We start from the raw sequence: 12,232 nt of genomic DNA, 5'->3' as shown, positions 1-12,232 counted from the left end.
AGAGACAATGAAACGCATCACCATCGTAGGTGGCGGACAGTCGGGGCTTCAGCTTGCCATCGGGCTTCTGAAGAAGGGCTATGACGCCAAGATCATCCAGGACCGCACGGGCGAGGACATCGCGGCGGGCAAGGTTCTGTCGTCGCAATGCCAGTTCGACGCCGCGCTGGCGCACGAGCGCGAGCTCGGCATCGACTTCTGGGCCGAGGATTGCCCGCCGGTCGAAGGGATCAGCTTTTCGGTGCCGAACCCGGAAGGCCCGAGCAAGGTCGTGGACTGGGCCGCGATGCTGGACAAGCCGGCGCAGTCGGTGGACCAGCGGGTGAAGATGCCGCGCTGGCTGGAAGAGTTCACCAAGCTGGGCGGCACGCTGGAGATCGCAAGCGCCGACGTGGCGAAGCTGGAGGCCGAGGCGAAGACCGCGGATCTGGTGATCGTGGCGTCCGGCAAGGGCGAGATCGGCCGGCTGTTCGAACGCGACGCAGACCGTTCGCCGTTCGACGCGCCGCAGCGGGCGCTGGCGCTGACCTATGTGCATGGCATGACGCCGCGGCCGGAATACTCGGCGGTGAACTTCAACCTGATCCCCGGCGTGGGCGAGTATTTCGTCTTCCCGGCGCTGACCAAAACCGGCCCCTGCGAGATCATGGTGTTCGAGGGCATTCCCGGCGGCCCGATGGACTGCTGGCGCGACGTGTCCTCGCCCGCCGAGCATCTGGCGACGTCGAAGAAGATCCTCGACACCTTCCTGCCGTGGGAAGCCGACCGCTGCCGGAATGTGGAACTGACCGACGACAACGGGATCCTTGCCGGTCGCTTCCCGCCGACGGTGCGCAAGCCCGTGGGCACGCTGCCCTCTGGCGCCAAGATCCTCGGGCTGGGCGACGCGGTCTGTCTGAACGATCCGATCACCGGACAGGGCGCGAACAACGCGGCGAAAGCGGCCGCCGTGTATCTCGATGCGATCGTGGCGCAGGGCGACAGGCCGTTCGACGAGGCGTGGATGTCTTCGACCTTCGAACGGTTCTGGGACTATGCACAGTGGGTCGTGCGCTGGACCAACATGATGCTGCTGCCGCCGCCGCCCTTCGTGCTGGAGATCATGGGCTCGGCGCAGGTGCTGCCCGGTCTCGCGCAGCGCATCGCCAACGGCTTCGACGATCCGCGCGACTTCTTCCCGTGGTTCGCGGACCCGTCGGCGGCGGACGACTATCTGACCAGCTTGCAGGCGGCGTGATGTCGGTCGACGTTCCCACGTTCCGTCAGGCGATGGGCCTGTTCCCCGGCGCGGTGACGCTGATCACCACCGGGGAAGGCGACTTGCGGCGCGGGATCACGGCAACGGCGGTCTGTTCGGTGACGGACAGCCCGCCCAGCCTGCTGGTCTGCGTGAACCGCAAGACCGGCACCTGCATGGAGATCGCGCGGTCCGGGCGGTTTTCCGTCCAGCTTCTCGGGCAGGATCATGCGGATGTCGCGATGGCCTTCGCGGGGGCCGGCGGGCAAAGCGGCGGCGACAAGTTCGCCTCTGGTGACTGGGGCGCCTGCCCCGCCGGATTGCCGCGGCTGTCGGGCGCGCTGGCCAGTATCTCGTGCGAGGTGACGGCGGCGACCGATGCGGGCAGCCATACGGTTTTCATCGGGCGGATGACCGACGTCGCCTTTGCCGAAAACGGCGAGGCGCTGATCTATGCGGGCACCCGATTCCATCGGATCGAGGCGGTGGCCTGACGGGGCGCGCGTTTCAATTCTGTTGAAAAATCAGGCTGATTTTCGCCGCCGCGTTCCCCGTCCGGAGCGCGGCGGCGGGCGTTTTGCGGAATGGTGCGCGCAGCAAGTGCCTTTGCAGACTGGCAGATTTTTCCTTCAACCCTAAACAGTTCAAATAGGCAGCGTCGGATTCGGGCCCTTGCCGTCGCTTTTGGCGTCATCAATGGGATGCTGATGGCCTCTAGTTTTTAAAAACCATGAAAAACAGGTAATTACGGATGCGAAGCGCTTTGATTGGCGCTGGCTGCATAGCTGCCATGTCACTTTTGGCTTGCAAATAATATTTTAGAGTTAAAGGTATACAAAACAGCCACAGAGCCAGTGAGCATGCGACAGAGGACCGGAACCATCCCCCTAGCCCAGAAGGTGTACGACAGCCTGCTGTCGGACCTCGTCGGGCAGCATGGCCGGGCCGGAGAGCGGCTGGTCGAGGCGGATATCGCCCGCGACAAGGACGTGTCCCGCACCCCGGTCCGCGAGGCGCTGGGGCGGCTGGAAAGCGACGGCCTGATCGAGAACGCGGGCCGCGGCGGCTATATCGTCATCTCGCCCTCGCTGGACGAGATCCGCGACATCTTCGAGATCCGGCGCGCGCTGGAACCGATGGCCTTCGCCAGCGTCGTGCGCACCGCCGACCCGTCCGAGGACGAACTGTTCTGCAGCCTCTACGAGGCGATCCAGTGCGCCGACCGGCCCGAGGACTCTGCCGCCGCGAACCGCGCGCTGCGGGCGTTCTGGGTCGAACGGATCCGCAACCGCCGCCTGCGCGAGACGATCCTGCGGTTCTACATGCAGGTGCATCTTGTCCGCGCCGCGACGCTGGATTCCCCCGAGGGCCGCGCCGCCGCTCGGGCCGGCACCACGCGGCTGGCCGACGCCTACATGGCGCGCGATCCCGCCGCCGCGCAGGACGCGATGGCGGCCTTCGTGGACGCCGCGCTGGTTTTCTTCGAACGCGCCGATGCCGAGCGCAGACAACGACCCGCCAACCGATCCGAAGCGGTCGGGTGACCAACCGGCCCGCACGACCGCGATGGGGCGGCACGGGCCACAACCAACTTTGACAGAGAGGACGACAATGACCAAACACGGACTGATCAAGGGGGCGGCCACCGCGGCGCTGTTCGCGCTCTCCGCCGCTGCCGTTCAGGCGCAGGAAATCATCCGCGCCGTGACCTTCGTGCCGGCGCAGGTTTCCTTCGCCCGCAACTTCCAGAACTTCGTGGACCTCGTGAACGAGCGTGGCGAAGGCGTCGTGCAGATCCAGGTGATCGGCGGCCCCGAGACCATCCCGAACGAGCGGATGGGCGAAGCCCAGCAGAACGGCATCGCCGACATGTTCCTGCTGCCCGCCGGCCTGTACCTGAACATCGTGCCGGAAGGCGAAGCCTTCGCCGGGTCGAACAAGGACCCGATGACGGTTCGTGAAGAGGGCGGCCTGGACCTGGTGAACCAGATGTTCCACGAGAAGGCCAACGCGCACGTTCTGGCCCACGTCGACGGCGGTGCGGCGTTCCACCTGTGGACCACCGAGAAGCCCGGCGTCGCCGATGACGGTCAGGTCGACCTGAGCGGTCTGCGCCTGCGGTCGTCGCCGCTGTACCGCGCCTTCCTTGAAGAGCTGGGCGCCACCATCGTGGTTCAGGGCGCATCCGAGGTCTACACCTCGCTGGAACGCGGCGTCGTCGACGGCACCGGCTATCCTGTGACCGGCCTGCGCGACTTTGGCTGGGACAAGTTCATCAAGTACCGGATCGACCCGGGCTTCTTCCAGACCGACGTTCTGATCTCGATGAACCTCGACGCGTGGAACAACCTGTCTGACGAAGCCAAGGAAATCGTCAACCAGGCCGCCATCGAGCACGAGATCTCGTCGTTCGAGGACAACACCGCGCTGACCGAAGAGGAAAGCAAGCTGCTGGCCGAAGGCGGTATCGAGACGATCGAACTGACCGGCGAACAGCGCCAGATGTTCCTTGAGACCGCTTACGACATCGCGTGGAAGCGCCTGATGGAGCGTGACCCGACCCACCACGACGCGCTCAAGGCGATCTTCTTCGAAGATTTCTGAGCATGTCACCAGCACGGGCGGCACAGCACTCTGCCGCCCGTGCCGACAGCCCCGCGCCCGCCCGGTACCCTCTCCCGCCAGGCGGGCGCGGCCCGTGCACCTGAAAGGACACCCCGATGACATCCGCCCTGCGCATCCTGGATGCCGTTTGCCTGCTGCTGTTCCGCATTGCCTGTCTGCTGGTGGCCGCGATCGTTCTGATCGTGATCTATGACGTGCTGTCGCGGAACCTGGGCCTGCCCACGGTGATCTGGGCCGTGAACTCTGTCGAGTACGCGATGCTGCACATCACCTTCCTGTGCCTGCCGTGGCTTGTATTGACGCGGGGCCATGTCTGCGTGGAAGTCCTGCTGACCTACATGCCCGCCGGCCTGCGCCATTACTGGCAGGCCGGGCTTCAGATCCTGTCCGCCGTCGTCTGCCTGTACCTGACCTATCACACCGGCAAATCGCTGATCCGCGTGCTGGCCGACGGGTCCTACGAGGTGCGCAGCTTCGACGCGCCGATGTGGGCGCTGTACCTGACGATGCCGCTGGGCTTCGGTCTTGGCGGCCTGCAATTCCTCGCTTTCTTCGCCCGCGGCGAGAGCTTCTTCGGGGCGCCCCCCGAATCCCACGCCGGCATGTAAGGAGACAGGGCGATGATGGACTGGACACTTTCGATCGCGATCCTTGTCGGGGGCCTGCTGTTCTCGATGGGGATCGGCCTGCCGGTGGCGCTTGGCTTCTTCGTGGTCAACGTAATCGGCGTATTCCTCTTCATGGGCGGCGTGCGCGGTATCGAGCAGATGGTCTCGAACGCGACCATGGCGGTCTCGACCTACGCGCTGGCCCCGGTGCCGCTGTTCCTTGTGATGGGCGCGCTGTTCTTCCACTCGGGCCTTGCGCGCCGGGTGCTGGACGGGATCGACGTGCTGATCGGCCGCCTTCCCGCGCGCCTGTCGTACCTGACCGTGACCTCGGGAACCGTGTTCGCCGCGCTGTCGGGCTCGTCGCTGGCCAACACCGGCATGCTTGGCTCGCTGATGGTGCCGGAAATGATGAAACGGGGCTACAAGCGGCACATGGCGATCGGGCCGATCCTTGGCTCGGGCGGTCTTGCCGTGATCATTCCGCCGTCGGCGCTGGCCGTTCTGTTCGGCTCGCTTGCGCGGGTGGACATCGGCGGCCTGCTGGTCGCGGGTCTTTTGCCGGGCGTGATCCTTGCGGTTTTCTACGGCATCCTGATCTTCATTCAGGCCAAGGTCGATCCCGAGGCGGCGCCCTCGTATGACTACACGCCGCTGCCCGTAAGCGAGCGCATCAAGATCTTCTGCCGGGACATCCTGCCGATGGTGGTGATCATCATCGCGGTGGTCGGCTCGATCCTGACCGGCTTTGCCACTCCCACCGAAAGCGGCGCGCTTGGCATCCTTGCCGTCGCCATCCTCGCGCTGATCTTCCGCGCGCTGGACTTCAAGGCGGTGCGTGAAGCCATCGCGGATTCCGCCCGCGTCACCGGCATGACCTTCCTGCTGATCACCGCGTCGACCACCTTCGCACAGCTTCTGGCATTCTCGGGCGCGTCCTCGGGCCTTGTCCGTTGGGCCACCTCGCTAGAGATGGGGCCGACTGAGACGCTGATGGTCATGATGCTGATCCTGCTGGTGCTGGGCATGTTCATGGACCAGGTGTCGATGATGCTGATCACGCTGCCGATCTTCGTGCCGCTGGCGCAGCATCTTGGATACGACATGATCTGGTGGGGCCTGATCATGCTGCTGATGCTGGAAGTCAGCTTCACCACGCCGCCCTTCGGTCTGCTGCTGTTCGTCATGCACGGGGTCAGCCCTCCGGGCACGACGCTGCCGCAGGTGGCACGGGCCGCCCTGCCCTATATCCTGTGCGTCTTCCTGCTGATCGCGCTGGTCATCATGGTGCCGTCGCTCGCGACAGTCGTGCCGAACATGATCCTGTAGAGAAGGCACGAAGATGAGCTTCAGAGACAGAGTCGCCTACGACGCAGAGGCAGGAACCTATCACGACGGGGCGATGCGCTATATGTTCATCAAGCCCGAGGCGTTGATGGGGATCGCGCTGGCGATGCCGGCCGAACAGCGGCCGGCGGTGATCGACGCGATGGCGGAAAGCGTAAGGGTGGCGGGCGGCAAGTCCGCCGCCACCTACCAGTCCGCCGGGGCAGACGAGGCCGAGAAACTGCTGGCGGTGATCCGCGAGACCTCGGGCCAGCTGGGCTGGGGCAAATGGGACATCGCGCTGACCGATGACACGCTGACGGTGACGGTCGAAGGCTCGCCCTTCGCCGCCGGGTTCGGCGCGTCCGACTTCCCGGTCTGCGGACCGATCCGGGGGATGCTGACGGCGGTCTCCGCGATGATCTTCGGCGGACCGACACGCGTTACAGAGACCGCCTGCGCCTCGATGGGCGCCGACCGCTGCGTCTTCGAGGCGGTGCCGGAACAACAAGGCTGACCATGACTGACTTCGCAAGAACCCTTCAGGAGACCTTCGGCGAGAAGGTCGTCACACTGGCGGGCGAGATCCCCGAGAAATACTGGCAGGACTGGGCCGGGCTGACGGCGACCGAGCCGCTGGCGCTGGCGCGGCCTTCGACCACCGAAGAGGTGTCGGGCCTGCTGGCCGCCTGTCACGCCGCCGGGGTGCCGGTGGTGCCGCAGGGCGGGCTGACGGGGATCTCGGGCGCGGCGCATCCGCAGGCCGACGGCATCGTTCTAAGCCTTGAACGGTTCGACACCATCGAAGGGATCGACACCGACGCCGGCACCATCACCGCCGGTGCGGGCGTGATCCTTGAGACCGCGCAGAACGCGGCCGCCGACAAGGGCATGATGCTGGGCATCGACATCGGCGCGCGCGGGTCGTGCCAGTTGGGTGGCGTGCTGGCCACCAACGCGGGCGGCAATACCGTGGTGCGGTACGGCATGGCGCGCGATCACGTGCTGGGGCTGGAGGTCGTGCTGGCCGACGGCACCGTGATCGACGGCATGAACACGATGCTGAAGAACAACGCCGGGCTGGACCTGAAACAGCTTTTCATCGGGTCCGAGGGCCTGCTGGGCATCATCACGCGCTGCGTGTTGCGGCTGCATCCGAACCCGCCCGCGAAGGCGACCGCCTTTCTTGGCTGCGCCGATACCGCGTCGGTCATTGCCCTGCTGCGCGCCGCGCGCGGTGCGCTGGGGCCGATGCTGTCGAGCTTCGAGGTGATGTGGCCCAGCTTCTTCCATTTCATGTCGAAGGGAACCGGGCTGGGCTCGCCGCTGGCGGGCGAACATGGCGCCTACGTGATCCTTGAAGCCACCGGTTTCGACGCCGAGGCGACGCGGGGCGCGATGGAAAGCCTGTTCGAGAAGGCATTCGAGGACGGTCTTGTCGAGGACGGCGTGCTGGCGAATTCGGTCAAGGAAGAACGCGCCCTGTGGGCCGTGCGCGAAAGCCCCGCCGAGTACGAGACCGTGCTGGGCCCGCTGGTTCCGTTCGACGTGGGCATCCCCATCGCGAAGATGGACGAGGCGGTGACCCGGATCGAGGCGGCGGTGGCGAAGGCCTATCCGACGGCGCGGTCGCTGTCCTACGGACATATCGGCGATTCCAACCTGCACGTCGTGGTGAACGTCCCCGAGGCGGGGCGCGCGCAGCCCGAGAAAGAGATCAAGAAGATCGTCTACGGCATCACCCGCGAACTGGGCGGCACGGTGTCCGCCGAACACGGGATCGGCGCGATCAAGCGGGACTATCTTGGCTATTCGCGCACCGAGGCCGAGATCGCGCTGATGCGCACGATCAAGGCGGCGCTGGATCCGAAAGGCATCCTGAACCCGGCGAAAAGCTTCGACGCGGGGATGGCGGCGTGAGCGTGCTGCGCGAGCGCATCGCGGCGCGAGAGGCGCTGCGCGGGCCGTTCATGGCGATCCCCTCGCCCGTCGCGGTCGAGATCGTCGCGGGCGCGAAACCGGACTTCATCTGCATCGACACCGAACACAGCCCCATCGGCGACGCGCTGCTGACCGACATGATCCGCGCGGCGGACGTGGCGGGGGTGCCGTCTTTGGTGCGGGTGCGCGGCAAGGCGGTGCCGAACATCGCGGCGGCACTGGACGCGGGCGCCTGCGGGATCGTGGTGCCGCACGTGTCGACAGCAGCCGAGGCCGAGGCGGTCGTCCGCGCGGCGCGCTTCGCCCCCGAGGGCGCACGCGGCGCCGGACCGGGCCGCGCGGCGGGCCATATCCGGAACATGGGCAGCCTTGTGGATCGCGCGCGGCGCGAGACGGTCGTGGCGGTGCAGCTTGAAACGCTGGACGCGGTTCGGAACGTCGACGCGATCCTTGCCGTTCCGGGCATCGACGTGGCCTTCATCGGGCCGGGCGATCTGGACGTCGACCGCGTCGCGCGCGGGTCGTCCGAAACGCTGGACGCGTTGATCGACCAGCTGCTTGCGAGCGCCCAAGCAGCGGGCGTCCCGGCGGGGATCTTTACCCCGAACCGCGAGGCAAGCGCGCTTTGGCTGAAGCGGCTGGCCTTCGTGATCGAGGGCTCGGACGCGCTGTGGCTGACACAAGCCAGCGATCAGGCGCTGGCGCCGTTGGGGTGATCTGGGTTTCCGGGTTGGTATCGGGTCGTCTGGATGGGGTTCCACCCCATCCGCCATGCCGTCCGCCCGCGTCGGGATCATGCGCGATCGGGTTCCACGCCATCGCCCGCACCGCCGGGCCGCGCCGGGACCGCGTAGGATGGGGTTCCACCCCATCCAAACCGCACCCAAGAACACCGCGACCATCCATCATCGGCCCGGCGTTGTATTTTGTGGGGTGGCAACAAGATGGTGCAAAAATCCGATGGCCGGTCGACGGGGTTCCACCCCATCAATCGCACCCCCGCTCACATCACCCCGCCGCCTGCAACCTCCGGAACCGCGACCGGGCATAGACCAGGGCCTCGCCGTTCGCGCGGGTGCTTTCCTTGATCCGGCCGATGAAGATCCGGTGCGTGCCGGAATCGCTGTGGCTTTCCACCTCGCAGCACAGGCACACCAGCGCGGACGCCAGACGCGGCTGGCCGCCTGTCGTTTCGTCCCATTCTCCGGCCGTGAATTTGGCCGCGCCCTCAAGACCCCGCGCGCCGGCGAAGGTCATCGCGATCTCGTCGGCGGTGTCGTCCAGCAACTGCACGCTGAACTTGCCGGTCCGCGTGATCTCGGCGCAGGTCGCCGTCTTGCGGTTGACGCAGACCAGCAGGCTGGGCGGCGTGTCCGAGACCGAGCAGACGGCGGTGGCGGTGATGCCGCGCCGGGCGTCGCCCGAGCCGACGGTGACAAGCGTCACGGCGCCGGGGAAATGCGCCATCGACTCGCGGAAGTCCTCGGTGGTGATGGTCATGGCGTGGTCTCCTTGCCGGTCAGGGTCTCGACGATCATCGCCCGAAGCCACGCAAGCGCGGGATCGGTGGCGAAGCTGTCGTGCACCCAAAGCTTGATATCGTAGGGCGGCAGCTCGAACGGCAAGTCGCGGGCGATAAAGCCTCCGCGCGGTTCGAGCCGGGTGAAGATGGAATGCGGGAAGATCGCGACGAAATCGGTCTGGCCGACGACCTCGGGGACGATGGTGAAGTGTTCCAGCCGCGCGCGGGCGCCGATGCGGATGCCGCGCTGTTCAAGGATCTCGCGCGCCATCTGATAGCCCGTGGCGGCGCGGCTGACGTCGACGAAGGACAGCTTGGCGAAGCTCTGTTGCGTCCACGGCCCGGTGGCGGCGGGGTGGCCTTCGCGCATCAGGCAGATCATGCGGTCCTGGATCAGGTGGTCGCCCCTGCAGCGCGCATCCTCCAGCCCCGGCAGGTAGCCAAGCGCCAGATCCACCTGCCCGGACCGCAGCGCGCTTTCCGTTTCTTCCGGGTCGATCCGCACCGAGGTCAGGCTGGCCTTCGGCGCCAGCCGGTCAAGCGCGGCCAGCATCCGGGGCATGGAATAGAACTCGCCCGTGTCGGTCATCGCGATGCGGAACCGGCGGGTAGAGTCGGCGGGGTCGAAGCTGTGGGCGTCGTGGATCGTCTGTTCCAGCAGCGACAGCGCCGTCTCGAACGGTCCGCGCAGCCGGGTGGCCGTTTCGGTCGGTTCCATCCGGTTGCCGACGCGTTGGAAAAGTGGATCCTGGAACTGGTCGCGCAGGCGCTTCAGGGCGTGGCTGACGGCGGGCTGGGTCAGCCCCAGCCGCTGCCCCGCGTCGGTCAGGCTGCGGGTGTCAGAGATCGCAAGGAAGACCTTCACAAGGTTCAGGTCGAACCGGGTCGGATGCACGGGTTTCATGGGCGCAGGCTGCGCCATTCCCAGGGGGAATGACAGCCCCCGCGTATCGGCACCCGACCCGTCCATGTCACGGATAGCCGCGCGGCGCGTCGAGACCGGCCAGCACGCGGCCGGCGCTTTCCAGCACCACATCGGTGACGGCGGCGTGCTGGGTGACGACCATCGCGTCGCGCAGATAGCGCTGCATCGGGTTCTTCTTCGAGATCACGCCCATCCCGGCAATGGTATAGGCGCGCTGCACCACCTCGGCGCCGACGCGGGCGGCGTTTGTGGCCGACAGGCGCAGCATGTTGTTCTGGTCCAGCGTCACGGGGTCGCCCTTTTGCAGGCTGTCCCACGCTTCCTCGGCGGCCTCGTAGAAGAACGCCCGCGCGCCACGCAGCAAAGCCTCGCATTCGGCGATGCCGGACAGGTAATAGGGGCGGTCGCACAGGCGGGCATGGCCGACGGCGATCTTGGCGGCGCCAGAGACCGACTTGGCCTGCTCGATTGCGGCGCGGGCAAGGCCAAGGTTGCAGGCGGCGTGGACCTGCGCCTGATAGGCCATGGCGGGATACTTATACAGCGGCTCGTCCACGACGCCGGGCGCACCGCGTTCGCAGATCCACATATCGGCGTAATATTTGTCGGTGACGGTCGTGTCGTGGCTGCCGGTGCCCTGCATGCCCGAGACGTCCCAGCACTCGATGATCTCGACCTCGGCGGCGGGGGCGACGGCCATCATCACGGTCGGCGGCGCGCCCTCTTCGGCGCCCTGCGGCTTGCCGGCGATGCCGACGCCGATCCAGTCGGCGCCCATGCAGCCCGACGCGAATTTCCACCGGCCCGAGACCTGCCAGCCGCCGTCGACGCGCGTGGCTTCCTGCACCGGGTGCAGACCGCCCGCGAAGACCTGATCGGGGCCGTCGGCGTACATCACCGCCTGCGCCTCTTCGCACAGGGCGGCGGTGTAGGTGTTGGCCGAACCGAAGGCCGAGACCCACGCGGCAGAGCCGTCGACGGTGCCGATCTTGTCGACCATCTTCAGGAAGTGATGCGGGGCCATCGCATCGCCGCCGAACTTCTTCGGAGTGGCCGAGCGGAAGATGCGGGCCTTCTTCATCAGGTCGATGACGTCGCGCGGGATGTGCCGCTTTTCCTCGAATTCCTCGACGCGTTCGCCGATCACCTGCAGGAGATGCTCGAACTCTGAAGTTTCTGTAAGCTTGTCGAACTGCGCTTCCGTCAGGTCGGCGGCGGACAGGGCGGGCGAAAACGGCTGATTCATCGTGGCGGTCCCTTGTTGGCTTAGGGGAAATGATGCACCGCGGATATTTTATAATTCAAATTCATTCTTGGAATATTGCGGATGAATATGGTGCATGGAGATATATTCGCGCGGCGAATGAGCCGTATACGGCGCATTGATTGGACCTTGGGCGGCGGTCGTGGCACCTGCAACCGGCACGGATGAACAAGGAACGCGCAAGGTGGATCACCGGTATTTCGACTTCACGGCGGAAACGCCTTTCGACCGCTACCGGCTGATGGCCAACGCGGTGACGCCCCGGCCCATCGCCTTCGTCACCACGGTATCCGGCGCAGGTGTCCCGAACGCCGCGCCGTTCTCGTTCTTCGGCCTGCTCAGCCATGACCCCGCCACGCTTGCCATCGGGATCGAGCCGCGTCCCGACGGGCGGCGCAAGGACACCGCGCAGAACATACTCGAAACCGGGGAGTTCATCGTTCACATCTCGGACGCGGCGCTTGCGGCGCAGATGGACGCCTGCGGTGCGCCGGTAGAACCGGGCGCCGACGAATTGTCGCTGAACGGCATGGCGACGGTGCCGGGCACCTCGGTCAACGTGCCGCGTATCGCGGAAGCGCCGGTGGCGATGGAGTGCAAGCTGCACTCGACCGTCGATCTTGGGCCTGCGCGCGATATCGTGCTGGGCACCATCGTCGGTTTTCACCTGCGCGAGGATGCGATCGGCGCCGACGGGCGGATCGATCAGGACGTGATCGACACCATCGGCCGGGTCGGCGCGATGTCCTATGCGACGACGCGCGACCGGTTCCGGGTGTGACGG

At 66.4% G+C, this 12,232-nt stretch carries 13 protein-coding genes; 10 read left to right on the top strand and 3 right to left on the bottom strand.

Going from position 1 to position 12,232, the window contains the following annotated elements; all coding sequences use genetic code 11:
* Positions 1-7 precede the first annotated feature (7 nt).
* The 9 genes from ACP156_RS23930 (at position 8) to ACP156_RS23890 (ending at position 8,453) form a co-directional block, all read left to right on the top strand.
* The gene (locus ACP156_RS23930; protein WP_425053874.1) at positions 8-1,237 is read left to right on the top strand and encodes a styrene monooxygenase/indole monooxygenase family protein; all 1,230 of its coding nucleotides are present in this window, start codon (positions 8-10) and stop codon (positions 1,235-1,237) included.
* Positions 1,237-1,731, top strand: coding sequence for a flavin reductase family protein (locus ACP156_RS23925; RefSeq protein ID WP_425053873.1), 495 nt, complete (start codon positions 1,237-1,239; stop codon positions 1,729-1,731). The genes ACP156_RS23930 and ACP156_RS23925 overlap by 1 nt, the downstream gene beginning before the upstream one ends.
* A 366-nt stretch (positions 1,732-2,097) precedes the next feature.
* The gene (locus ACP156_RS23920) at positions 2,098-2,781 is read left to right on the top strand and encodes a GntR family transcriptional regulator (protein ID WP_425053872.1); all 684 of its coding nucleotides are present in this window, start codon (positions 2,098-2,100) and stop codon (positions 2,779-2,781) included.
* Between the two features lie 67 nt (positions 2,782-2,848).
* Positions 2,849-3,841: a TRAP transporter substrate-binding protein DctP gene (gene dctP, locus ACP156_RS23915; RefSeq protein ID WP_425053871.1), complete on the top strand. Its 993-nt coding sequence runs from the start codon at positions 2,849-2,851 to the stop codon at positions 3,839-3,841.
* 116 nt (positions 3,842-3,957) lie between these two features.
* Positions 3,958-4,470 (top strand): TRAP transporter small permease, encoded by a 513-nt coding sequence (locus tag ACP156_RS23910; RefSeq protein WP_425053870.1) that lies wholly within the window; start codon positions 3,958-3,960, stop codon positions 4,468-4,470.
* 15 nt (positions 4,471-4,485) lie between these two features.
* Positions 4,486-5,799 (top strand): TRAP transporter large permease, encoded by a 1,314-nt coding sequence (locus tag ACP156_RS23905; RefSeq protein ID WP_425053869.1) that lies wholly within the window; start codon positions 4,486-4,488, stop codon positions 5,797-5,799.
* Between the two features lie 13 nt (positions 5,800-5,812).
* The gene (locus ACP156_RS23900; RefSeq protein ID WP_425053868.1) at positions 5,813-6,313 is read left to right on the top strand and encodes a V4R domain-containing protein; all 501 of its coding nucleotides are present in this window, start codon (positions 5,813-5,815) and stop codon (positions 6,311-6,313) included.
* A gap of 2 nt (positions 6,314-6,315) precedes the next feature.
* A complete protein-coding gene (locus ACP156_RS23895; RefSeq protein ID WP_425053867.1) occupies positions 6,316-7,716 on the top strand; it encodes an FAD-binding oxidoreductase in 1,401 nt (466 codons plus the stop codon).
* A complete protein-coding gene (locus tag ACP156_RS23890) occupies positions 7,713-8,453 on the top strand; it encodes an HpcH/HpaI aldolase family protein (RefSeq protein ID WP_425053866.1) in 741 nt (246 codons plus the stop codon). The genes ACP156_RS23895 and ACP156_RS23890 overlap by 4 nt, the downstream gene beginning before the upstream one ends.
* Positions 8,454-8,745: 292 nt before the next feature.
* Here the strand turns inward: ACP156_RS23890 and ACP156_RS23885 are convergent, their stop codons facing one another.
* The 3 genes from ACP156_RS23885 to ACP156_RS23875 all read right to left on the bottom strand — a co-directional run bounded on the left by ACP156_RS23885 (position 8,746) and on the right by ACP156_RS23875 (position 11,430).
* Positions 8,746-9,237 (bottom strand): flavin reductase family protein, encoded by a 492-nt coding sequence (locus tag ACP156_RS23885; RefSeq protein WP_425053865.1) that lies wholly within the window; start codon positions 9,235-9,237, stop codon positions 8,746-8,748.
* Positions 9,234-10,163 carry a LysR family transcriptional regulator gene (locus tag ACP156_RS23880; protein WP_425053864.1) on the bottom strand — a complete coding sequence of 310 codons (930 nt, stop codon included), beginning with the start codon at positions 10,161-10,163 and terminating at the stop codon, positions 9,234-9,236. Before ACP156_RS23880 ends, ACP156_RS23885 begins: the two co-directional genes overlap by 4 nt.
* 67 nt (positions 10,164-10,230) lie before the next feature.
* The gene (locus tag ACP156_RS23875) at positions 10,231-11,430 is read right to left on the bottom strand and encodes an acyl-CoA dehydrogenase family protein (protein WP_425053863.1); all 1,200 of its coding nucleotides are present in this window, start codon (positions 11,428-11,430) and stop codon (positions 10,231-10,233) included.
* Positions 11,431-11,590: 160 nt separating this feature from the next.
* Here ACP156_RS23875 and ACP156_RS23870 point away from each other — a divergent pair, with 160 nt between their 5' ends.
* Entirely contained in the window at positions 11,591-12,229 is a 639-nt protein-coding gene (locus tag ACP156_RS23870) for a flavin reductase family protein (RefSeq protein ID WP_425053862.1), read from the top strand.
* Positions 12,230-12,232 lie beyond the last annotated feature (3 nt).

It is taken from the genome of Psychromarinibacter sp. S121 (assembly GCF_049801035.1).
Taxonomy (GTDB): Bacteria; Pseudomonadota; Alphaproteobacteria; order Rhodobacterales; family Rhodobacteraceae; genus Psychromarinibacter.
This window is presented reverse-complemented; position numbering and strand designations above follow the sequence as displayed.